19 protein-coding genes are annotated in these 23,687 nt (G+C 65.2%); 10 read left to right on the top strand and 9 right to left on the bottom strand.

The genetic code is table 11. The annotated features are described in order from the left end of the window. The first annotated feature begins 82 nt into the window (after positions 1–82). A complete protein-coding gene (locus CV_RS01260) occupies positions 83–1,000 on the top strand; it encodes a LysR family transcriptional regulator (protein ID WP_043597055.1) in 918 nt (305 codons plus the stop codon). Between the two features lie 27 nt (positions 1,001–1,027). On the opposite strand, the gene CV_RS01255 is transcribed toward CV_RS01260, so the two are convergent. From CV_RS01255 to CV_RS01245, 4 genes are all read right to left on the bottom strand, one after another. Further along, a complete protein-coding gene (locus CV_RS01255; RefSeq protein ID WP_011133824.1) occupies positions 1,028–1,426 on the bottom strand; it encodes an MAPEG family protein in 399 nt (132 codons plus the stop codon). Between the two features lie 71 nt (positions 1,427–1,497). After that, on the bottom strand, positions 1,498–1,716 hold the full coding sequence (locus CV_RS01250) for a DUF7661 family protein (protein WP_011133823.1): 219 nt from the start codon (positions 1,714–1,716) through the stop codon (positions 1,498–1,500). 265 nt (positions 1,717–1,981) lie between these two features. Next, positions 1,982–2,740 carry a hypothetical protein gene (locus CV_RS23270; protein ID WP_011133822.1) on the bottom strand — a complete coding sequence of 253 codons (759 nt, stop codon included), beginning with the start codon at positions 2,738–2,740 and terminating at the stop codon, positions 1,982–1,984. A gap of 97 nt (positions 2,741–2,837) precedes the next feature. Further along, on the bottom strand, positions 2,838–4,811 hold the full coding sequence (locus CV_RS01245; RefSeq protein WP_011133821.1) for a peptidase U32 family protein: 1,974 nt from the start codon (positions 4,809–4,811) through the stop codon (positions 2,838–2,840). Between the two features lie 209 nt (positions 4,812–5,020). Here CV_RS01245 and CV_RS01240 point away from each other — a divergent pair, with 209 nt between their 5' ends. The 8 genes from CV_RS01240 to CV_RS01205 all read left to right on the top strand — a co-directional run bounded on the left by CV_RS01240 (position 5,021) and on the right by CV_RS01205 (position 16,253). Continuing rightward, positions 5,021–6,718, top strand: coding sequence for a methyl-accepting chemotaxis protein (locus tag CV_RS01240; protein ID WP_011133820.1), 1,698 nt, complete (start codon positions 5,021–5,023; stop codon positions 6,716–6,718). 439 nt (positions 6,719–7,157) lie between these two features. Next, on the top strand, positions 7,158–8,549 hold the full coding sequence (locus CV_RS01235; protein WP_011133818.1) for an OprD family outer membrane porin: 1,392 nt from the start codon (positions 7,158–7,160) through the stop codon (positions 8,547–8,549). 87 nt (positions 8,550–8,636) lie between these two features. Further along, a complete protein-coding gene (locus tag CV_RS01230) occupies positions 8,637–9,884 on the top strand; it encodes an ABC transporter substrate-binding protein (protein ID WP_011133817.1) in 1,248 nt (415 codons plus the stop codon). Between the two features lie 70 nt (positions 9,885–9,954). After that, positions 9,955–10,824, top strand: coding sequence for a carbohydrate ABC transporter permease (locus CV_RS01225; RefSeq protein WP_011133816.1), 870 nt, complete (start codon positions 9,955–9,957; stop codon positions 10,822–10,824). A 9-nt stretch (positions 10,825–10,833) separates the two neighbouring features. Beyond that, complete coding sequence (locus CV_RS01220) at positions 10,834–11,694, top strand: carbohydrate ABC transporter permease (RefSeq protein WP_011133815.1); 861 nt, start codon at positions 10,834–10,836, stop codon at positions 11,692–11,694. Then, a complete protein-coding gene (gene nagZ / locus CV_RS01215) occupies positions 11,691–13,208 on the top strand; it encodes a beta-N-acetylhexosaminidase (RefSeq protein ID WP_011133814.1) in 1,518 nt (505 codons plus the stop codon). The genes CV_RS01220 and nagZ overlap by 4 nt, the downstream gene beginning before the upstream one ends. Position 13,209: 1 nt before the next feature. After that, the gene (locus CV_RS01210) at positions 13,210–14,328 is read left to right on the top strand and encodes an ABC transporter ATP-binding protein (RefSeq protein ID WP_011133813.1); all 1,119 of its coding nucleotides are present in this window, start codon (positions 13,210–13,212) and stop codon (positions 14,326–14,328) included. Positions 14,329–14,630: 302 nt separating this feature from the next. Then, positions 14,631–16,253: a methyl-accepting chemotaxis protein gene (locus tag CV_RS01205; RefSeq protein WP_011133812.1), complete on the top strand. Its 1,623-nt coding sequence runs from the start codon at positions 14,631–14,633 to the stop codon at positions 16,251–16,253. Positions 16,254–16,257: 4 nt separating this feature from the next. Here the strand turns inward: CV_RS01205 and CV_RS21935 are convergent, their stop codons facing one another. Beyond that, positions 16,258–16,914, bottom strand: coding sequence for a B3/B4 domain-containing protein (locus CV_RS21935; RefSeq protein WP_011133811.1), 657 nt, complete (start codon positions 16,912–16,914; stop codon positions 16,258–16,260). A gap of 238 nt (positions 16,915–17,152) precedes the next feature. On the opposite strand from CV_RS21935, the gene CV_RS01195 reads away from it, so the two are divergent. Continuing rightward, positions 17,153–18,100 (top strand): YopT-type cysteine protease domain-containing protein, encoded by a 948-nt coding sequence (locus tag CV_RS01195; protein WP_158303293.1) that lies wholly within the window; start codon positions 17,153–17,155, stop codon positions 18,098–18,100. Between the two features lie 51 nt (positions 18,101–18,151). Here the strand turns inward: CV_RS01195 and glpD are convergent, their stop codons facing one another. From glpD to glpK, 4 genes are all read right to left on the bottom strand, one after another. Next, positions 18,152–19,663: a glycerol-3-phosphate dehydrogenase gene (gene glpD / locus CV_RS01190; RefSeq protein ID WP_011133809.1), complete on the bottom strand. Its 1,512-nt coding sequence runs from the start codon at positions 19,661–19,663 to the stop codon at positions 18,152–18,154. Between the two features lie 171 nt (positions 19,664–19,834). Further along, a complete protein-coding gene (gene glpT, locus CV_RS01185; RefSeq protein ID WP_011133808.1) occupies positions 19,835–21,178 on the bottom strand; it encodes a glycerol-3-phosphate transporter in 1,344 nt (447 codons plus the stop codon). A 195-nt stretch (positions 21,179–21,373) separates the two neighbouring features. Further along, a complete protein-coding gene (locus CV_RS01180; protein WP_043595233.1) occupies positions 21,374–22,081 on the bottom strand; it encodes an MIP/aquaporin family protein in 708 nt (235 codons plus the stop codon). 69 nt (positions 22,082–22,150) lie between these two features. Next, on the bottom strand, positions 22,151–23,653 hold the full coding sequence (glpK, locus tag CV_RS01175) for a glycerol kinase GlpK (protein WP_011133806.1): 1,503 nt from the start codon (positions 23,651–23,653) through the stop codon (positions 22,151–22,153). Between the last annotated feature and the right edge of the window lie 34 nt (positions 23,654–23,687).

The raw sequence follows: 23,687 nt of genomic DNA, 5'->3' as shown, positions 1-23,687 counted from the left end.
GGGTGGTCCTTTCCGGGCGTGGCGTTCAAGTGCCCCGATGATGAAGCGGCCGTCCATGACATTCAAATCGATTGGAATGATGATGACTATCAGGGAAAAAGATTTCCGCGGCGTGGACCTGAACCTGCTGGTCACGCTCGCCGTGCTGCTGCGCGAGCGCAGCGTGTCGCGCGCCGCCGCCTGCCTGCACTTGGGCCAGCCGGCGGTCAGCGGCGCGCTGGGCCGGCTGCGCGAGCTGTTCGACGACGAATTGCTGGTGCGGGTGCCGCAAGGCATGGCGCCCACCGCCCGGGCGCTGGCCTTGCAAGGCCAACTGACCCCCTTGCTGGAACAGCTGCAGACGCTGCTGTTCGCCGAGCCCGCGTTCGAGCCGGCCTGTTCCGCGCGCGCGTTCTCGCTGGGCATGAGCGACTGGGTGGAGATCTGGCTGGCGCCTAAGCTATTGCCCCGGCTGCGCGCGCTGGCGCCCGGCCTGAGCGTCGCGCTGGAAGCCGTCGACCCGTTCAGCGGCAGCGCGATGCTGGAGCAGGGCCGGATGGAGCTGGGGGTGTCGGTGTTCGCGCCCGGCCCGGCCTGGCAACACACCAGGCCGCTGCGCTCGATGGGCTTCGCCGTCGTCTACCACCCTGAACGGCTGCCGCTGCCGTCGCCGCTGACGCTGGACGACTACCTCGCGCGCGAGCACGCGCTGGTCAGCTACCGCGGCGCGCGCCAAGGCATCGTCGACCGGATGCTGGCCGAAAAGGGTCTGTCCCGCGTCGTCAGCCACACCACCGCCCGCTTCGCCTCGCTGCCGCCGTTGCTGAAAGCCCTGCCCTTGCTGGCCACCGTGCCGGCAGCGCTGGCGGAAGAGTGGGCCGAGGCCCACGGCTTGCGCGTCAGCCCGCCGCCGATCGACATCCCGCCGTTCACCGTCTCGCTGATTCGCCACGCCGCCAGTGGCGGCGACCCCGGTCTGGACTGGCTGGAGGAGCAGATCATCGCTATCGCCGGGCAATAGCGCCAGGCATCGCGCCCCGCCGCCGGCTTACAGCACCACCGCCAGCCAGACCCACATCGCCAGCAGCAGGATGTTGGACGCCAGGAAGGCCAGGAAGCGGTGGATCGGATGGTTGTAGGAAAGATGGATGGCGGTGTGGACCGCGCGCAGCGCGACATAGCTCCAGGCCAGCGCCAGGGGCAGCGGCGCGGCCAGGTTCTTGGCGATGACGATGGCGCCGAACACGTGGAACAGCACCGGCGTCTCGAACAGATTGGAGAAATTGCGCGCCAGCTTCAATTCGCCGTCCGGCGGCGCGTCGCCCTGCATCAGCCGGTAATAGCTGCCCTTCACCTTCCCCGAGCGGGCATTGGCGAAGCGGGCGGCGCCGAGGCGGACGCCGACGAAAATGGTCAGCAGCACCAAAGCGAACATCGGATAGATCATCGTTTCTCCCTATTGCGATCAATCCAGCATGGCAAAGCCAACGCATGCGGCTTCGCGCCCGCAGCCGCTTTTCAATCCAGCGGCGTCACATCGCCGTTGCGCGGCGTCGCGTTCTCGTGAAACAGGTCTTCCAGATACTGGGCCAGGCCGTCTTCCGTCACCCAGTCCGGAATGACGAAATCGGCGGGCCGGCGCTTGCCGTCGTTGTCGGGCAAAAAGGCCCGCCAGCCGGAGCCATGCCGCTCCGCCACCACGATATGGCCGTAGACGTTGAATCGATACGTTTGCATGCGTCAGGCCTCCGGTTGCGTTCAATGGCTCATGATTGCAGAGCCATCATCGCCAACGCAACGTCAATCACCCAAGTTCAAACCGCGTCTGCTTGAGCAAAGTTATAGTCACTCCTTACAGTGGTTTGGGAGACCGAATTGTGCAGTGCTGCTGAGTCTCTCTTTTTCTTGTCTTTTAGCTACACAAAAGAAATAAGCTCGCCCATTGGCCTGCACCTGCATTTAAATAGCTTCATACAAAACAACTACTAACCTTATAAATATATTAGTCATTTGCATTCAAAGCATCCTTTATGATATTGAATCTAACTTTCGCATCACAATCCAAACAGCCAACAATCCACACATCATCTGCTAATTTTTCTTTGTGATAAAAATCATTCACGCACTTTTCCTCTTTTGTATGCATAACATCAATAATAATACCAACTCCATTACTGCTTTCAGTCATATGAATAAGTTCACTTGGAAACCATCCTGACATCTCGATCTTATGGTTTAAATCATAAATAATCTTAACTCCAAAGCCATAATGGCTTTCTTCTCCATTTTCATCCACTCTGTTGTATAAAATATTATCCCTGCGACATCTTAAGAAACCATCTGTTGATTTCAAAAAATACCAACACATATCCAATAGTTCTAAACACCTTTCTATACCAGGTGGCTCAGCATCATTGTGCTCAATATCATTCCTGACTTCCAATAGCTTTTTCAACATCAACGGCCTAACAACATTAAATGTTTCCAAGTATTCCAAATACCCCCTTGGAGAATTTGGCAATGCAATCTGTCTAAGATTATAAATTTGCTCTATAAATTTAAGTCTTTGATTTAAGCATCGCTTAAGCGCCAATATTGAATCAGCCCTGTGAAACTCATCACTACTACTCAATAATATTCTTTCGGCATGACTCCAAATTTCATAAGCTCGTACAAAATCTCCCTCTGGAATGAGGCGCCCCCCTTCATAACTGACATACCAGTCAAAAACCTCCTTACTTAACCAAGCCCTCTTTTCCATATCAAACCTTTATCCAATAGAAAATTGACAAAAAAAAGGCAAGCTATACAAGCTTGCCTTCATAATACTGGATTAAATTAATGCCACCACAGCAGCTCTACGGCCGCTGCCTGAAGAAAGTCATCGGCGCCGAAGCCGGAATCTCGCTCGGCGGCGGGGATTTGAGAATGTGCTTCTTCATCTTGCCCATCACGTGCATCTCGCAAGGCCGGCATTCGAACTTCAGCGTGTAGGTCTCGTCGCCGGACTTCAGGATCATCGGATCGGCGCGCACCTGGCCCATCACGCCCTTCACCCCCTTGGCCTGCTTCGGGCACAGATTGTAGGAGAAGCGCAGGCAGTGCTTGGTGATCATCAGGCTGACCTCGCCTTCTTCCTGGTGCGCCTCATAGGCCGGCGCTATCACTTCCACGCCGTGCCGCTTGTAGAAGTCCCAGGCCAGCGCGTTGTAGACGTTGGCCAGATAGCTGAGCTCCTTCTGCGGGAAGATCGGCGGCGGCTCGACGGCGGCCTTGCGCTCGGGGCGGACCCAGGCGGCGGCGCGCGCGGCTTCCAGTTTTTCCACGGCGTCGCGGCGCAGGCCGTTGATCACCGAGGCCGGCACGAACCACGGCTGGGACAGGCTCAGCGACACGTCGTGCGCCTGGAACATGGTGTTGCCCAGCTTGGCGGCGGCGTCGCGCAGGCTTTGCTCGGCGCGGGCGGCGTCCTTGGCCGGTACCAACGCCAGCTCGGCGCGGGCGCTGGCGCTGCAGCCGTCGGCGTCGGTGTAGCTCAGCTCCAGACCGTCGGCGGTTTCCGACAGCGCGGCCCAGACGCCGACGCGGCGCTCGGCCGATTTCTTCAGCAGCGCCAGCTCCCAGGCGTGGTCGCGGTTGCGGCTGATGTCGACGCCTGGCTTGAGGCCAGCCAGCGCCGCCGGGTCGTTGGGCTCGCAGCGCCACACCAAGAGCCCGCCCTCGGCCTTGCCCACCTGCTTGACGGTGTTGAGCTGCATGCCCACCACTTCGCGCTTCTTCATGAAGTTGATGCCGTCGCCGTTGGACATCTGTTCAGTCGTGGCGATTTCCAGCCAGCCGTCGCCGACCTTGTGCACGGTGCCCAGGCCGACGCCGACGAACTTCGGCGAATCGAAGGCGCCGATGTCCTGCTTGCGGCCGGTGGCGAAATAATCGGTGGCGCCGCGATGGAAAGTCTTGTCCGGATCCGGCGTGAAGTAGATTTCGCTGCTGCCGCTAGCGGCCGGCGCCAGTTCCGGACGGCGCTCGAAGATCTCGTCCAGCAGCAGGCGGTAATGGGCGGTGATGTTCTTGACGTAGGACACGTCCTTGTAGCGGCCTTCTATCTTCAAGGACCGCACGCCGGCGTCCAGCAGCGCCTCCAGGTTGGCGCTCTGGTTGTTGTCCTTCATGGACAGCAGGTGCTTGTCGAAAGCCACCACGCCGCCCTTTTCGTCGGTCAGGGTGTACGGCAGTCTGCAGGCCTGCGAGCAGTCGCCGCGGTTGGCGCTGCGGCCGGTGTCGGCGTGGCTGATGTAGCACTGGCCGGAGAAGGCCACGCACAGCGCGCCGTGGATGAAGTATTCGATGGTGGCGCTGTCCGCCACGCGATCGGCGATGTTGCGGATCTGCGGGATGGTCAGCTCGCGCGCCAGCACGATCTGGCTGAAGCCGGCGTCGGACAGGAAGCGCGCCTTGTCGGCGTCTCGGATGTCGCACTGGGTGGATGCGTGCAGCTGGATAGGCGGCAGGTCCATCTGCAGGATGCCCATATCCTGGATGATCAGCGCGTCCACTCCGGCGTCGTACAGTTGCCAGATCAGCTTGCGCGCGCCTTCCAGCTCGGCGTCGTGCAGGATGGTGTTGAGCGTGGCGAAGATGCGCGCGTGGTAGCGGTGGGCGAAGGCGGTCAGCCCGGCGATGTCCTCCACGCTGTTGCAGGCGTTGTGGCGCGCGCCGAACGACGGCCCGCCGATGTACACCGCGTCGGCGCCATGCAGGATGGCTTCGCGGCCGATTTCGGCGGTTTTGGCGGGCGACAGCAGTTCGACTTGGTGCGGCAGCAGGCTCATGGCGGTTCCGGGCTGATCGATGGGTACGATGCGTGGTTGGGTGGGGGCGGAATTATAACGGAATCATGGGCTTATAGGTAGCCGGCGATTGCGGCGGGCCATACTAGGTGCGACTACTTAAAATACTGTATCCAGATTGCCTGCCTTCACGGCGGCTGCTACGCCGAAGAGTATCGGGGCGCGGCCCCGTCCTCAGCAGCGAGTCTTCCATGTTCAACACCCTCACCATCGCCCAGCGCCTGGCCGTCATGGTCTGCGCCTTGCTGGCCATTCCCGTGCTGGTCGGCTGGTACGGCCTGCACACCCAGGAAGGCATACTCGGCGACTTCGCCACCACCTACAACGACCGCGTGGTCTGCCTGAAACAGCTGAAGATCGTCGGCGACGGCTACGCGGTCGGCATCGTCGACAACGCGCAAAAACTGCGCAACCAAAGCCAGACCGTCGCCGGTTTCCTCGCCAATCTGCAAAAGGCGCAGCTCGACGTCAGGCAACAATGGGGCGACTACCGCGCCACCTATCTGACGCCGGAGGAAAAACGGCTGGCCGACCAGGCCGAAGCGGCGATGGCCAACGCCAACCGCAGCGTGGACAAGCTGCGGCAGATCGTGCAGAGCGGCGACGCGGCCGCGCTGCAGCATTACGTGGACCGGGAAATGTACCCGGCGCTGGACCCGGTCTCGCAGCGCATCTCCGCGCTGGTCGACCTGCAGCTGCGGGTGGCCGCCGAGGAATTCTCCCAATCGCAGCAGCGCGCGGCCTTCAGCCACGCCGCCAACATCGCGCTGATCGCCGTCGGCGTGGTGGTGGGCTTTCTACTGGCCTGGGTGATCGTGCGCGGGCTGCTGTCGGAACTGGGCGGCGAGCCCCGCGACGTGGTGGCGCTGGCGGAACGCATCGCCGAAGGCGACCTGGATCAAAAACTGGCGGTGAAGCCGGACGACCATCACAGCATCGTCGCCTCGATGGCGCGGATGCAAAGCGCGCTGATCCAGCTGGTGCGCAATATGCAGGACATCACGCTCAGGCTGTCCAACAGCGCGACCGAGCTCGCCGCCGCGTCGGAGCAGGTGGCCACCAGCGCCGAGGAGCAAACCCGAGCCGCGTCGTCGATGTCGGCGTCGGTGGAGCAGCTGTCGGTCAGCATCTGCTCGGTCAACGACACCGCCGCCGACGTGGCCAAGGACTCGGTATCCAGCGGCGAGCTGGCGCACCAGGGCGAAACCATCATCGACGAGACGCTGCAGACGATAGGACGCGTCGCCGAACAGGCCCGCTCCTCGCAACAGCAGGCTGACCTGATGGGCAGCCGCTCGCAGGAAATCGCCAATGTGATCCAGGTGATACGCGACGTGGCCGAGCAGACCAATCTGTTGGCGCTGAACGCCGCGATCGAGGCCGCCCGCGCCGGCGAACAGGGCCGCGGCTTCGCGGTGGTGGCCGACGAGGTGCGCAAGCTGTCTGAGCGCACCGCCCAATCCACCACCGAGATCAGCGGCAGCATCCGCGACTTGCTGGACTGCAGCCAGCACGTGGTGGACAACATCCACCACACCGTGGATCAGATGGAAACCGGGCTGGCCCAGGCCGGCCGCGCCCGCGAGGCGGTATCCGGCATCTCCGGCAACGTGGACCGGGTCAAGGCTTCGCTGGCCACCATCTCGATCTCGCTGAACGAACAGCAGCAAGCCGGCACCAGCATCGCCGCCAATGTCGAGCAGGTGGCGCAGATGTCGGAGGAAACCAGCGCCGCCGCGACCCAGACCGCCGAGGCGGCCAGCCAGGTGGAGCAGATGGCCGGCGCGCTGCAGTCGGCGATCAGCCGCTTCAGGCTCCCGGCAGGCGGCCAGCCGCAAAGCTCGGACAGAACCGCGCAGCCCTTGGCCGCGACCGCCTGGCAGGCTTGAGCCGGCGAGTTTTCCACAGCAAGGCCCCGCCTTGCTCCCGCACCTTCCTCTCTCGTTCTGGCCCGCCTCGCGCGGGCATCTTTCTTGCCACGGATGCTGCATCGCAACATCCGCAATCCGAACATTTGTTTTCCAATTGGAATGACCAAAAGTGGTATTTTACTGGTTTATTTTCACAGTCGATCAAAATATATTCCCAACACCTCCAAACTCATAATTAAATTGCGATTATTTGCTAGTTAATATTGTATTTATTGCAAACAATGATCATTCATTGAGTTTTTATTAAAATTCCCATCTTGCATGGCAGCATTACAACATGGTGACATTCCATTCAAACTGGAATTGTCTCATACCAATTGAAGACCAATATAAGACCAGATATGGTGCAGCCAGGACGTCCCAACCTGAATTCGGCAATCGGACCTGGAGCAAGCACATGCATCAGAAACATCTCTTATTCCTGGCAGTTTTGGCCGCGCTGTCCGGCCACGCCCTGGCGGCGGAAGAGTCTTCCGTTCCTCCTGGCAGCGACGGCCCCGCGTTGAAGGGCACCGGTCAAACCATTCCTGAGAGCGACGTCTACGACCTGCTGACCAAATCGGAAACCACGCTCAGCGCGCTGTACTACGGCCGCGACCGGCAGGAAAAACAGCCTAACAACAGCAATGGCGGCGACATCCGCGTCAACGCGCTGAACCTGGGATTGAACTTCAAATCGGGCTATGCCTGGGACAAGCTGGGCTTTGACGCCGCCGCTCACGCCTCGCTGCGGCTGAGCAAGGGCATAGGCTTTTCCGAAGTGCTGTACCACGACTACAACGACGTGAGCGATCCGGCGGAAGGCGGCGGCGGCAGGGACAAGAGCGACGCGGTGCTGAGCCAGGCGGCGCTGAAATTCCGCCAGAACCCGGACGGACAGGGCTTTTCCGCCCGCGCCGGCTACACCCCGATCAGCATCGGCGCCATGGGCACCTCAGGCGGCCTGCAATCCCATTCCTACCGGGGCGTGGAAGCCAAGTACAAGATCGGCGACTTCGAACTCGGCTACGGCTGGGCCGACCAGTTCCGCAACGAGTGGGACAACCGCTTCCGCGACATGACCAATTCCTGGGAACAGGGCCGCAGCAATGGCAGCAACCCGGGCAAGATCAAGTACGTCAACAGCATAGGATTCCGCTACGCGCCGGAAAACGCCTTCGTCGACATCGGCTTCGGCGAGGGCAAGGACTACCGCCGCACCGCGCAAATCGCCGGCTCCTACACCTGGAAACTTTCCGGCGGCGACACGCTGACCAGCGTCGGCTATTACTTCCAGGGCAAGGACGAAGCGCCGCTGGGCCTGAAAAACTCACAGACCGCCAGCCATGCCAGCGCCAGCATCACCTACGCCACCGGCGGCCTGTCGCTGATGGCCGGCCTGGGCAAGAGCCGCAATCCGGACGGCGGCGAAGTCAATTTCCGCCTGACACCGTACGGCAACAGCGACAACCGCAACTTCATCCAGACCTGGGGCCAGGATGACGATTTCGTCTGGGACGGCACCCGGGTGATGAAGCTGGGCGTCAGCTACGACTTTTCCAAGCAAGGCCTGCCCGGCTTCAGCGTCGGCGCCAGCGGCAATTACGCCACCGGGCTGAAGAACCCGAACGGCGCGCCGGACAGCAAGGCGCACGAGATCGACCTCAGCGCCAGCTACTCGGTGCAAAGCGGTTGGCTCAAAGGCGCCAGCATAGGCGTGTATCCGGCCTGGTACCGCTCCGGCGATTTCTACGGCAAGAAGGACCGCAACGACGTCAAGGTGATCGCTTCCTACAGCAAGACCTTCTGACGCCCAGCCACAAGTGGCCGGTATGCCAGTACCGGCCATTTCGCCTATCGGCTCCGATAAGCCGAAGCCACCAAGGAGAACGCTCCGATGAAACTGAAGACCCTGAGCCTGTCGCTGCTGATCGCCTCCGCGTCCCTGTTCGCCCACGCCGCCGACAAGCCGGTGCTGGAAGTGTGGACCATGAGCCTGTCGCCCAAGTTCGACGGCTATTTCAAGGAACTGGTGTCCAAGTACAACGCCCAGCATCCGAACGTGGAAGTGAAGTGGACCGACTATCCCTGGGACGTGATCCAGGCCAAGTTCACCGCCGCCGTCGGCGCCGGCAAGCCGCCGGCCCTGGTCAACCTGAACGTGCCCTGGGCCTACGACTACCAGCAGGAGGGCCTGATCCAGCCGCTGGACGGCCTGATCGACAAGAACCAGTACGTGGCCGGCGCGCTGAAGGACGTCACCTTCAATGGCAAGGTCTACGCCTTCCCGCACTACAACGGCGCCAACGTCATCGCCTACAACGCCGCCTTGCTGAAGAAGGCCGGTCTGGACCCGAACAAGCCGCCCAAGTCCTTCGACGAGGAGCTGCAATACGCGAAGGCCATCAAGGCCAGGACCGGCGTCGCCGGCTTCGCGCCCACCCTGGGCCCGACCAAGATCGAGGCGCTGCTGATCCAGAACGGCCTGGAGGTGGTCAAGGACGGCAAACCGGCGTTCAACAGCCCGGCCCACGTCGCCTTCGTCAAAAAGCTGGCCGACGCCTACAAGTCCGGCGCGCTGCTGAAGGACAATCTGTTCGCCCAGGACAACTTCCAGGTGGCGATGGCGGCGTACAACAGCGGCCGGCTGGCGATGCTGGAATCCACGCCCACCACGCTGACCCGCGTGCGCGACGAAGCGCCCAAGGTCTATCGCGACACCCGCGTCGCCGCCGCGCCGCTGGGTCCGACCGGCATCGCCGCCGGCGGCTGGATGTTCAACTTCGCGGTGGCGAAGAACGTGGACAAGGCGCTGCTGCCGGAGATCGGCAAGTTCGGCAATTACCTGACCAACGCCGACAACCAGCTGGCGTTCGCCAAGCTTGCCGGCACCCTGCCCACCGCGCGCAAGGCGGCGCAGGACCCGCACTTCCAGAAAGTGGCCGCCAATGCCGGCCCGGCCGAGCGCGCGGTGGGCATCGCCGCCGCCAATCTGGACAAGACCCGCACCCTGTTCCTGTCGGTGAAGAACGCCGACACGCTGTCGGCCAGGCTGTCGGCCGCGGTGGAAAAGGCGGTGACCGGCCGCCAGGACGCCAAGGCCGCGCTGGACGAGGCCGCCGCCTACTGGAGCGGCAAGCTGTAAGCCGGACCTCCCCGCGCCCGCCCCCTCGCCGGCGGCGGGCCGCCTTTCTTTCGACACGGTGGCACTTCGCATGCGCAAACCTAGCAAAACCACGCTGCAGGCTTATTTGTTCCTGACGCCGGCGCTGCTGCTGCTGGCCATATTCTCATTCTGGCCGGTGGGCTTCGGCTCCTTCCTGGCCTTCACCCGCTACAACCTGATCGACGCGCCGCAGTGGGTGGGCCTGGACAATTTCCGCGAGCTGTTCGGCGACGAGCTGTTTTTGTCGGCGCTGAAGAATTCGGCGCTCTACCTGCTGGTGGTGCCTATCATCCAGTTGCTGGCCATGCTGCTGGCGGTGCTGGTCAACAACAATCTGCCCGGCATCAAGCTGTTCCGCGCCGCCTACTACCTGCCGGTGGTCACCTCGGTGTCGGTGATCGGCATCATCTGGAACTTCATGTACACCGAGGACGGCGTGCTCAACGCCGCGCTGCGCTGGCTGCATCTGGTCAATGATCCGGTGGGCTGGCTCACCGACGACCACATCGCGCTGTTCGCGGTGATGTTCATCACCGTCTGGCGCGGCATCGGCTGGTACATGGTGCTGTACCTGGCCGGCCTGCAGGCGATACCGGCCGACGTCTACGAAGCGGCGCAGCTGGACGGCGCCGGCCGCTGGCAGCGCTTCTGGCGCATCACCGTGCCGCTGTTGGCCCCCACCATCCTGCTGTGCTCGGTGATGTCGGTGCTGGCGGCGGTGAAGGCCTTCGAGGAAGTGCAGATCCTGACCAAGGGCGGGCCGATGCAATCCACCTACACCGCGCTGTACTACGCCTACGAGTTCGGCATCAAGTCGCTGAATTTCGGCCGCGCGCTGGCCGCCAGCCTGGTGATGTCGGCGTTCTGCATCGCGCTGGCCTGGCTGAACTTCCGCTACTTGCAACCGCGAGACCGCTGAGGAGACGCGATGAACCACTCCACCACCCTGGCCATCCCCGCCGCCCGCGCGCGCGCGGACCGGCTGGCCGCGCGGGCCGTCCATTACCTGGCGCTGTCGGCGATCGCGCTGATCACCGTCTACCCGTTCTGGTGGACGCTGGCGACGGCGCTGTCCGGCGACGGCGAGGTGTTCGCCTTTCCGCCGCCCTTGCTGCCCACCGCGCCGACGCTGGAGCATTTCCACGAGGCGGTATCCAGCATCGACATCCTGGCCTTTTACCGCAACTCCTTCGCCATCGCCGCGCTGACGGTGGCCGGCACGCTGCTGGTCAGCGCGCTGGCCGCCTACCCGCTGGCGCGCATGAAGTTTCCCGGCCGCCGGCTGGTGTTCGGCGCCATCCTCGCCACCATGATCCTGCCCAGCGAGGTCAACTTCCTGGTCAACTTCATCACCGTGTCCAAGCTGCAGCTGACCGACAGCTACAGCGGCGTGGTGCTGCCGACGCTGGCAGGCGCGGTGGGCATCTTCCTGCTGAAGCAGGCGTTCGAGGCGGTGCCGCAGGATCTGATCGACGCCGCCCGCGTCGACGGCGCGTCCGAATGGCAGATCTTCTGGCGCATCATGCTGCCGCTGGCGCGGCCGGCGCTGGCGGCGCTGACCATCCTCACCACGGTGTCGGCGTGGAACCAGTACATCTGGCCATCCATCGTGATGTCCAGCCCGGACAAGTTTCCGCTGTCGGTCGGCGTGCTGTACCTGGCCGGCGCCTTCAGCTTCAAGACGCGGGTGGTGGCGGCAGGCGCGGTGCTGACCGTGCTGCCCATCCTGATCGTGTTCCTGTTCACCCAGCGCTATTTCCTGCGCGGATTCGATGGAGCGGTGAAATGACCCTGAGCGACGAACGACTGGACCAGCTGGCCGGCCGCTGCCTGATGGTGGACGTGGCAGGCCCGGTATTGACCGAAGAAGAAGCGGCGCGGCTGCAGAGGATGCGCGTGCGCGCCGTCTGCCTGTTCCGCCGCAATGTGCCGGACGCGGCCTCCACCCGCCGGCTGGTGGCGGACCTGAAATGCGCGCTGGGCCACGATGTCCTGATCGGCATCGACCAGGAAGGCGGCGCGGTGATGCGCACCCGCTTCCTGCCGCAGGCCCCGGCGGCGATGGCGCTGGCCGCCGTCGGCGACGAGGCGCTGGCGCGCCGGGTCGGCGGCGCGGTGGCGCGCGGCCTCAAGAGCCTGGGCGTCAACTGGAACTTCGCGCCGGTGCTGGACCTGAACAACAATCCGGCCAATCCGGTGATAGGCGAGCGCTCCTTCGGCGCCGATCCGGCGCGCGCCGCCGCCCTGGCCCGCGCCTGGATGGAAGGCCACCTGGCCGAGGGCGTCGCCTGCTGCGTCAAGCACTTCCCCGGCCATGGCGACACCCATACCGACTCCCACCTCGACCTGCCGGTGGTGGACAAGCCGCAGGCCGAGCTGCGCGACTACGAGCTGGCGCCGTTCAAGGCGCTGTCCGCCCACGCGCCGGCGCTGATGAGCGCCCACATCCGCTTCCCGGCGCTGGACGCCGACTGGCCGGCCACGCTGTCGCCGGCCATCCTCACCGGCCTGCTGCGGCGCGAGCTAGGCTTTCGCGGCGTGGCCATCACCGACGCGCTGAACATGCGGGCGATACGCGAGCGCTGGGGCCAGCCGGCCGGCGCGGTGCAGACGCTGAAAGCCGGGGCGGACCTGGCGCTGGTGCTGCAATTCGCCGACGAGATGGAAGCCAGTTTCGACGCGCTGCGCGCCGCCCTGCGAAACGGCGAACTGGCGCAGGCGCGGCTGGAAGAGGCCGCCGCGCGGGTGGACGCGCTGATCCGCCGCTATCCCAGCCGCAACGATTGCGGCTACCCAGCCGAACGGCGCGCGGCCGACGAGGCGCTGTTCGCCGACGCCTGGACCCGCGCGCTGACCGCCCGCGGCGAGATCCCGACGCTGGCGGCCGGCCAGCGGCTGCGGCTGGTGGTGCAGGACCAGGCGCCGTCCGACGGCGTGTCCGAGGAAGGGCTGGCGGCAGATGCGCTGATCGCCGCGCTGTCCCGGCGCCACGCGCTGGAGGTCGTCCGTTTCCAGGAGCGCGCCATGCTCGACTGGTCCACCCTGCCGCAAGACGGCCTGTTCACCGTGCTGGCCTCCACCACCCGCGAGCGCTACGGACAGCGCGAACAGCAAAGCTGGAAACCGGACTTGCATCTGGCATTATGGAACCCCTACGCCGCCGCCGACATCGCCGCGCCGGCCTTGATCAGCTACGGCTTCGCCGACGCCGCGCTCTTCGCGGCCAGCCGCTGCCTGGCCGGCGAGATCGCCGCCGCCGGCCGCCTGCCGGTGGCGCTGGGCCAACCTTATCAGGAGCAATGAGATGTCCAGACTCTCGCTGAAGAACATCCGCAAGGTGTACGACGACGGCAACGCCGTGATCCACGACGTCAGCCTGGACATCCGCGACGGCGAATTCATGGTCTTCGTCGGCCCGTCCGGCTGCGGCAAATCGACGATGATGCGGATGATCGCCGGGCTGGAGGACATCAGCGCCGGCGAATTGTGGATAGACGACAGGCTGGCCAACGACATCGAGCCGGCCAAGCGCGGCCTGGCGATGGTGTTCCAGAGCTACGCGCTGTACCCGCACATGACGGTGCGCGACAACATGGCCTTCAGCCTGAAGCTGGCCGGCAAGAGCAAGGCGGAGATCGACGCCGCGGTGCGGCGCGCGGCGCAGACGCTGCAGATCGAACACCTGCTGGAGCGCAAGCCCAAGGCCCTGTCCGGCGGCCAGCGCCAGCGCGTCGCCATCGGCCGCGCCATCGTCAGGAAGCCCGGCGTGTTCTTGTTCGACGAGCCCCTGTCCAACCTGGACGCCGCGCTCAGGGTGCAGATGCGGATCGAGCTGGCGCGGCTGCACCAGGAGCTGGGCAGCACCATGATCTACGTCACCCACGACCAGGTGGAGGCGATGACCATGGGCCACCGCATCGCGGTGTTCAACGCCGGCCGCATCGAGCAGGTGGGCACGCCGCTGGATCTGTACAACCGCCCGGCCAACCGCTTCGTCGCCGGCTTCCTCGGTTCGCCGAAGATGAACTTCATCCCGGCGCAGGCGCTGGACCAGCACGCCAACGGCGTGGAGCTGGAGCTGCCCGGACACTGCCGGCTGACGCTGCCGCTGGCCGGCGCCGGCGATGGCCCGCTGACGCTGGGGGTGCGCGCCGAGCACCTGTACTTCGCCGAGTCCGGCCTGCCGACGACGGTGCAGCTGGTCGAGCATCTGGGCGACCAGCAGATCGTCTATCTGCGCCACGAAGGCGAGGGCGAGACCATCGCGCTGAAGCTGCCCGGCCACGAGCCCGAGCCGCGTCCCGGCGAGCGCCGCTTCCTGGCGCCGGACCCGCGCCACTGCCACTTGTTCGACGGCGGCGGGCTGGCCATCGCGCGGCGGGCGGACCCGGCGGCGCTGCCGGAGGCCGAGCTGATCGCGTGAGGCGGAAGGCGGGCGCGTCACCCGCCGTTCGAAACATTCAGCGTGCTTTATCCACAGGCATGTTCGAGCCGCAGACTTATCCACAATACGCGCCCGCCAGGGCGCGCCAATCCGCCGCCGTGCGACAGGATATGCTTATCCACAAGCAACGGCGGCGCGCCGACTTGTCCATAGCCCGGGGATGGCGCCCCGTCAGCGCCGCTTGATGGGCGGAAAGTGCTTGAAATGAATACGTAAATATTCGTAAGACATCCTGATCTACCCTACAACTAGAACAGAATCGTTCTTGCCTGGAGGGTCGCATGGATCGTCAAACTTCGCTGGCCGGACAGCTGGCCGCCATCGTCGGCCTGGTGATCGCCATCCTGCTGTGCGCGTCGCTGTTCTCGCTGTACCAGCTGTGGGGCAGCATCCGCGCCTTCCGCGACCAGGTGGCCGCCGACCAGCAAAGCGTGCAGCAGGTGCTGATCATGCAAGTGGATTTCAAGAAGCAGGTGCAGGAGTGGAAGGACACCCTGTTGCGCGGGCAGGATCCGGCCAAGCTGGCCAAGTACTGGGGCAATTTCGAGAAGAAGGAACAACAGGTCCGCGACGAGGGCAACGCGCTGGCCGCGTCGGCGACCGATCCCCAGGCGCGGCAACTGCTGCAGCAATTCGTCGCCGCCCACCAGAAAATGGGCGACGACTACCGCAAAGGGCTGGACGCCTACAAGCAGGCCGGCGCCGACTTCAAGGTGGGCGACAAGCAGGTGGCCGGCATGGACCGGCCGCCGACCGAGCTGCTGACCCAGGCCAGCGAACTGCTGGCCAAGCGCGCCAAGGCCAACGCCGCCGCAGCCGAAAGCAGCGCCGACTCCGCGCTATGGCGGGTGGGCGTCGCCATGGCCGCCGGCACCGTGCTGGGTCTGGGCTTCTTCCTCTACTACGTCAACGCCACCATCATCCGCCGCGCCCGCGAGGTGGTCGCCAACCTGACCCGGCTGGCCGACGGCGACTTCACCCGGCCGTTCCAACCCGGTCGGATGGACGAGATCGGCCGCATCGCCGCCTGCAGCGAAACGGTGCGTACCCACCTGGGCGCGCTGATAGGGGAACTGCTCAACGCCGCCCGCCAAGTGGGCGGCACCAGCCAGGAGCTGGGCCGCTCCGCCCAGGCGCTGGCGCAAGGCGCGGAGACCCAGAACGACGCGATCGCCGGCAACGCCGCCTCGCTTGAGGAGATGGCCACCAGCGTGGACACCATCGCCGACCAGACCGCCCGCATCAGCGACGATTCGCGCCATAGCGCGCAGAAAACCCGCGACGGCCTGGACGAGGTGGCGCGGCTGCGCCGCCAGGCGGAAACCATAGACACGGTGATGGGCCAGGTGGACCAGGCGTCGCAGGCCTTCCGCGACAGCACCCAGGCCATCGGCCTGTTGACCGCCCAGATCCGCGACATCGCCGAACAGACCAATCTGCTGGCGCTGAACGCGGCGATCGAGGCGGCGCGCGCCGGCGAGATGGGCCGCGGCTTCGCCGTGGTGGCCGACGAAGTGCGCAAGCTGGCGGAGAATTCGGCCAAGGCGGCCAGCGAGATCAAGGAGGTGACCGAGCAGTTGAGCCAGAACGCGCAGTCGGTCGGCTCGACGGTGCAAAGCGGACTGGACGCCACCCGGCAGAGCCGCGACACCATGGAAACGGTGATGGCCAATCTGCAGGCAGCCAACGACAGCGTGCAGGAAGCCAGCGGCGGCGTCGGCCAGATCCGCGACGCCATTTCGGAACAGAAGAGCGTCTGCAACAGCATCGCCCAGCGTTTCGAAACGGTGGCGCAAATGGTGGCCGACAATTCCCAGGCCGCCGGCGAGCTGCACGGCGCGGTGCAGAGCCTGAACGGCCTGTCCACGCGCATGCAGGAGATGGCGGGCAAATTCCGCCTGTGAGGCCTCAGCCGGCGAAATCCGGCCGCCCGGCGTCAAGCCGAAAACGCAGCAAGCGGCCGGCATGCGGCGCCAGCTTCTCCTGCAGCCAGTCCATGCCCGCCTCGCCGGACGGGAAACCCGCGTCCGGCCGCTCGCTGACGAACACCGCGTTGCGGCAGCCCGCCGTCAGCTTGAAACGCTCCGATTCCAGCCAGTTCAGGCTGCGGCACACCACCTCGCGCTCGCCGTTCAGCCACACCGCCTCGCCCGGCTGCGGCCGCTCGGCCTCGGCGCGGCCCAGCGGCAGGAAGCGCTCGTCGCCGCGCGCCAGATCCAGCGTCAGCTCGCCGCCCAGCTTGTCGACGTCCTCGCCGCCGAACGGCGCCAGGCTGATCAGCGACGCCTGGTTGTACAGATCCACCAGCGGCAGGATGCTGCGCAGCTTGCCGTTTTGCGCCGCCTTCACCAGGTATTCCAGCGAGCAGCGCGCCTTCTTGTCGCCGGGCAGCGCCCGGTAGATTGTCTTCCAGCGCCGCAGCAGCGCGTCCAGGTCCGCTTCCTGCGCCGGCAACGACGGCACGGCGGCCGGCAAGGCGGCGGCATCCAGGTCCAGGGCCAGCAGCCCGCTCACTTCCATTTCCGGCAGCCTGTCCAGCAGGGCCGGGCTCAAAGCCACACGCATGTCGACTCCTTCGATCGCATCGGCACCATGCTAGCCAAGCCGCCGCCGGACGTGAAACGAAAGCTTTTAATGGGGCATTAGGGCCTGTAACGCTGATGTTGACGTCGCGCATCCATGCAAGGTCGACGCAATGCAGTCCGACAACGCGCCAGTGAACGGCTTGCCCGGCAGCGAAATCTGCAAGACCCGCCAGATCCAAGGACGGACACTGCGGCCATCAACACCGAAGGACTTCGTCATGCGCGTGCACTCCCCCATGATCCAGACATCCGGCCTCTCAACCCTGCGCCAAGATGCGACCAACGCCTCGGCATCCGCGCTGGCAACCCGCGTCCGCGCGCTGGGCAACACGCCTGTCGGCGCGCCAGGCTTCCAACCGGCCATGGTCAGCCGCCACGGCGGCGGCGGCCTGCTGGACCGCATGCGCATGCTGCTGGCCAATCCCTTCGAGAAAACGCTGAACGCTCAGGGCGGCGCGGACCAGAAGCTGGTATTCGACCAGAAGCTGGCGGTGCTGACGCCCTGCCGCGCCGATTTGGCCAAGCTGGGCCTGACCGACATGAAGGAGGGCGTGTGCAACGGCCTGTCTTATGCCTGGGCCGAGGAACAGCTGAAAACCGGCAACGGCGCGAACACGCTGGATTGGATAGCCCGGGTGGCCGCCAGCGACAGCCTGGCGCGCGGCCCGCGCGGCGACGCGACGCCGTCTGCGCTCAGCCAATCGCGCATTCCTCTGCTCAACCAGCTCAAGAAGATGCAGGACTTCCAGTTCAGCCAGTTCGCCAACACCGGCAGTCCCAAGCAGGACATGAGCAACTACCTGCAGGCGGTCGATGGCTGGGGCAAGCGCAACGGCATGGATGCCAGCGTGGACATCCTCAATCCCGGCGCGACGCCGGCCGAGCGCCAGCTATGCGCGCGTCTACCCGCGCACGACGACGGCGCGCTGGTGTTCCGCACCACCGAACATACGATGGCCATGTCCAGCCGCGGCGGAACCTACAGCTTCTTCGAGCCCAACTACGGCATGGCCAGCTTCCAGGACAAGCGCCGCTTCGACGACTTCGTCGCCGCCTTCCTGCTGGCCGAGGGCCACAAGCCGCCGTTCATGCTGACCGAACTGAAGCTCGACCCGGGCGTCCCGCCGGCGCCGACGCGGATGGCCGAGCTGGCCGATATCGAGTAAGCCAAGCAAAAAGCCCGGCGTGGCCGGGCTTGAATCGACAAGGCGCGAAAATCAGGCGCTCAGCGCCTCGCGCGGCGGCTGCGCGCGCGCGGCCAGCCAGGCGTCCACCACCTCGGCGGCGTTGGCCGGCAGGTGCAGCTTGAGCTTGGAGCGACGCCACAGGATGTCCTCGCTGCGGGTCGCCCACTCGGCGTCCGCCAAGTAGGCCAGCTCGGCCTCGTACAGGCCCGGCAGCACTTCCTTGCCCAGGCCGGCCAGGCTGTCCGCCTTGCCGATCAGCTTGCCGACGCGGGTGCCGTAGGCGCGCGCCCAGCGCTCGGCAAGCGCTTCCGGCAGCCACGGATGGCGCTGGCGCAGGCCTTGCAGGAAGCGGCCGAAATCGGCTCCCGGCATGTCGCCGCCCGGCAGCGGCGCGCCGGCGGTCCAGGTGGCCTGGCCGCAGCCGAGCAGCGGCGCGATCTTGTCCACCGCCTCTTCCGCCAGCTTGCGGAAGGTGGTGATCTTGCCGCCGAACACCGACAGCAGCGGCGCGCCCTTCAGGTCCATTTCCAGCGCGTAGTCGCGGGTGACGCTGGACGCGTTGTCGGACGCGTCGTCCAGCAGCGGGCGCACGCCGGAATAGGTGGACAGCACGTCGGCGGGCGTGATCTGGCTGTGGAAATAGCGGTTGCTCATCTCGCACAGATAATTGATTTCGTCGCCGTCAATCGCCACCTGGGCTGGATCGCCGTGGTATTCGACGTCGGTGGTGCCGATCAGCGTGAAGTCCTTTTCGTACGGGATGGCGAAGATGATGCGCTTGTCCGGGTTCTGGAAGATGTAGGCAAACGGGTGGTCGAAAATCTTCTTCACCACGATGTGGCTGCCCTTGACCAGGCGGATGGACTTGCTGGACGGCATCGCCAGCTTGTCCTCGATCAGGCTCTGCACCCATGGTCCGGCGGCGTTGACCAGCGCGCGGGCGCGGACCTCGAAGCGGCTGCCGTCCTCGCGCTCCAGCGTGGCCAGCCAGTGCTCGCCGTCGCGGCGGGCGGCGACACAGGCGGTGCGGACATGGATTTTCGCGCCGTGCTCGGCGGCGTCCATCGCGTTCAGCACCACCAGCCGCGCGTCCTGCACCCAGCCGTCGGAATAGACGAAGCCGCGCTTGAACGCGTCCTTCAGCGGCGCGCCCGACGGGTGCCTGGCGAAACTGACGGTTTCCGAACCCGGCAGCACTTCGCGTTTCGCCAGGTGGTCGTACAGGAACAGGCCGGCGCGGATCATCCACTCCGGGCGCTGGTCGCGCGCGTGCGGCATCACGAAGCGCAGCGGCCAGATGATGTGCGGCGCGGCTTTCAGCAGCACCTCGCGCTCCTGCAGCGCCTTGCGCACCAGGCCGAACTCGTAATATTCCAGGTAGCGCAGGCCGCCGTGGATCAGCTTGGTGCTGGCCGACGACGTGTGCGAGGCCAGGTCGTCCTTTTCGCACAGCAGCACCGACAGGCCGCGCCCGGCGGCGTCGCGCGCGATGCCCGCGCCGTTGATGCCGCCGCCTATGATTACCAGATCGTAAGTTTCCACCGCATACCTCGCTTAAAGTCCAGGCTGGCCTCGCCAGCTTTACTACCCAGAATAATTAAAAACGAACCTGAATACAACATGTCATTTTCGTTTTTAGTTTTATTTTGCGCGTTTTATGTGTGCAAATGGGTTTTCGCGCGGCCGCCGACTGGCCGGCCGCGCCCTTCATGCTCAAGCCGAAGCCAGCTTGCCCTGTTGATGGCCATGCCAGGTGGTCAGCGCCAGCAGCACGATGGCGGCGACGCAGGAGCCGATCAGCAACGCGAAGCCGCCGTCCCAGCCGAAATGGTCGACGGTGTAGCCCACCACCGCGTTGGCGGCCACCGAGCCGCCCAGGTAGCCGAACAGGCCGGTGAAGCCGGCGGCGGTGCCGGCGGCCTTCTTGGGCGCCAGCTCCAGCGCGTGCAGGCCCACCAGCATCACCGGGCCGTAGATCAGGAAGCCGATGGCGATCAGCGCCAGCATGTCCACGGTGGGGTTGCCGGCCGGGTTCAGCCAGTAGACCACGGTGGCCAGGGTCACCAGCGCCATGAAGAACACGCCGGTGGCGCCGCGGTTGCCGCGGAACAGCTTGTCCGACATCCAGCCGCATAGCAGCGTGCCGGGAATGCCGGCCCACTCGTACAGGAAGTAGGCCCACGACGACTTGTCGACCGAGAAGTGCTTGACCTCCTTCAGATAGGTCGGCGCCCAGTCCAGCACGCCGTAGCGCAGCAGGTAGATGAAGACGTTGGCCAGCGCGATGTACCACAGCAGCTTGTTGGGCAGGATGTATTTGCGGAAGATTTCGCGCGCGGTCAGCTCCTGCTCATGCTTGTCGCTGTAGTCTTCCGGGTAGTCGTTCCGGTAAGCCTCCACCGGCGGCAGGCCGCAAGACTGCGGCGTGTCGCGCATGGTCAGCCAGGCGAAGACGGCGACGCCGATCGCGGCGGCGGCCGGCACGTAGAAGGCGGCGCGCCAGTCGTTGAACCAGCCCATGCCCAGGATGAACAGCGGGCCGATCAGGCCGCCGCCGACGTTGTGCGCGCAGTTCCAGATCGACACCACACCGCCGCGCTCCTTCTGCGACCACCAGTGCACCATGGTGCGGCCGCAGGCCGGCCAGCCCATGCCCTGAAACCAGCCGTTGAGGAACAGCAGCACGAACATGACGCCGACGCTGGAAGTGGCCCACGGCGCGAAGCCCATCAGCAGGAACACGGCGGCGGACAGCACCAAGCCGGCGGACAGGAACACGCGCGGGTTGGAGCGGTCGGACACCGCGCCCATCAGGAACTTGGACAGGCCGTAGGCGATGGCGACGCCGGACATCGCGAAGCCGAGGTCGCCGCGCGAAAAGCCCTGCTCTACCAGATAAGGCATGGCCAGCGAGAAATTCTTGCGGACCAGGTAGTAGCCGGCGTAGCCGATGAAAATGCCGAGGAAGATCTGCCAGCGCAGCCGGCGGTACAGGCCGTGCTGCTGCGCGTCGGGCAGCGGGGGAAGGTGTGGCGCGGGTTTGAACAGGCTGATCATGGGAACTTCTTTCCGAGTTGAGGTGCGGACAACAGCTATCCACCGTCCCGGGCGAAACCATAAGGCGTCGCCCAAGGGGGCGGATCGCTCCGGCGGGCCGCGCGCTCTGTCGGCGGCGGTCCCGCTTGGGCCAGTCTTGCGCTGGCTTGTGAAAACGCCGCCGTGCGGACACGGCGGCGTCGAAAAGCTAGGACATCAAAGCGGCAGCGTGAAGGCCAGCGCCGCCAGCGCGCCGCCGATCAGCGAGCCGACCACCGGCACCCAGGCATAGCCCCAGTCGCTGTCGCGCTTGCCGGGGATGGGCAGGATGGCGTGCATGATGCGCGGCGCCAGATCGCGCGCCGGGCTCATCGCGTAGCCGGTGGTGCCGCCCAGCGACACGCCGATGCCCAGCACCAAGAGGGCGACCGGCAGCGCGTCGATCGCGCCCAGCGACATCTTGGGCGCCACCATGGACAGGATGGCGAACACCAGCACGAAGGTGGCGACGATCTCGGACACCAGGTTGCCCGGCAGGCTGCGGATGGCCGGACCGGTGCAGAAAGTGGCCAGCTTGGTGTCGGCGCAATCGGTGGTCTCGTAGTGCTTGCGGTAGATCAGCCACATCAGGCCGGCGCCGGCCATGCCGCCCAGCATCTGCGCGGCGACGTAGCCCGGCACTTTTTCCCACGGGAACTTGCCCGCCACCGCCAGCGCCACCGACACCGCCGGATTCAGGTGGGCGCCGCTGATCGCCGCCACGCTGAACACGCCGACGAACACCGCCATCGCCCAGCCGAAGGCCACCACGATCAGGCCGCTGTTGTGGCCCTTGGTGTTTTTCAGCAGCACGTTGGCCACCACGCCGTTGCCCAGCAGCACCAAAAGCGCGGTGCCGATGAATTCGCCCATCAAAGGATTCATGATTGTCTCTTTCCAACTTAAAGGATGCGCCCGCCGCTTGGCGCGGCGGATCATTCAATCGCGATACGCTCAGGCCTGGTCGTCGGCCCATACCTTGGCGGCGTTCACCGCGCGCTGCCAGCCCTTGACGTTGGCCAGCACTTCGTCGGCGGCCATCGCCGGCTGGAAGCGGCGGTCCAGCTGCCATTGGCCCTGGATGTCGTCGACGCTCTTCCAGTAGCCGACGGCGAGGCCAGCCAGGTAGGCGGCGCCCAGCGCGGTGGTTTCGGTGATCTTGGGACGCACCACGTCCACGGCCAGGATGTCGGACTGGAACTGCATCAGCAGTTCGTTGACGGTGGCGCCGCCATCGACGCGCAGCTCGGCGATGCTCATCCCGGCGTCGGCTTCCATCGCCTTCAGCACGTCGCGGGTCTGGTAGGCGATGCTGTCCAGCGCGGCGCGGGCGATGTGGGCGGCCTTGGTGCCCAGCGTGGCGCCGACGATGGTGCCGCGGGCGCTGGCGTTCCAGTGCGGCGCGCCCAGGCCGGCGAAGGCCGGCACCAGGTAGACGCCGTCGCTGTTCTTCACTTCCTGCGCCAGCGGGCCGACGTCGGCCGAATGGCGGATGATGCCGAGGCCGTCGCGCAGCCATTTCACCACCGCGCCGCCGATGAAGATCGAGCCTTCCAGCGCGTACTGCACCTTGCCGTCCACCTTCCAGGCGATGGTGGTCAGCAAGTTGTTGGACGATTCGATCGGCTTGTCGCCGGTGTTCAGCATCATGAAGCAGCCGGTGCCGTAGGTGTTCTTCACCATGCCGGGCGTGGTGCACTGCTGGCCGAACAGCGCGGCCTGCTGGTCGCCGGCCACGCCGGCGATCGGGATTTCCACGCCGAGGTGGGCGGCGTGGGTGTGGCCGTACACTTCGCTGGAGCTCTTCACTTCCGGGAGCATGCTGGCCGGAATGCCCATGATGTCCAGCAGCTCGGCGTCCCACTGCAGGGTGTGGATGTTGTACAGCATGGTGCGCGAGGCGTTGGACACGTCGGTCACATGCACCTTGCCGTGGGTGAAATTCCAGATCAGCCAGCTGTCCACGGTGCCGAAGGCCAGCTTGCCTTCGCGGGCGCGGTCGCGCGCGCCGGGCACGTTGTCCAGGATCCACTTGATCTTGCTGCCGGAGAAATAGGCGTCGACCAGCAGGCCGGTCTTGGAACGGATCAGTTCGCCGAGGCCGCGCGCCTTCAGCTCATCGCAGAACTCGGCGGTGCGGCGGTCCTGCCAGACGATGGCGTTGTACACCGGCTGGCCGGTTTCGCGGTCCCAGACGATGGTGGTTTCGCGCTGGTTGGTGATGCCGATGGCGGCGATGCTGCGGCCGTCGATGCCGGCCTTGGCCACCGCTTCGGCGGCCACGCCCACCTGGCCGCCCCAGATTTCCTGCGGATCGTGCTCGACCCAGCCCGGCTGCGGGTAGATCTGGCGGAACTCCTTTTGCGCCAGCGACACGATGTCGCCGCTGCGGTTGAACAGAATGGCGCGGGAACTGGTGGTGCCCTGGTCCAGGGCCAGCACGTACTGATCGGTCATGACTTTCTCCTGTTTGCCGGTAAGGCGGCATGGT

Source organism: Chromobacterium violaceum ATCC 12472 (assembly GCF_000007705.1).
Taxonomy (GTDB): Bacteria; Pseudomonadota; Gammaproteobacteria; order Burkholderiales; family Chromobacteriaceae; genus Chromobacterium; species Chromobacterium violaceum.
The sequence above is the reverse complement of the archived record's forward strand: the minus strand, read 5'-3'. Positions and strand labels throughout refer to the sequence as shown.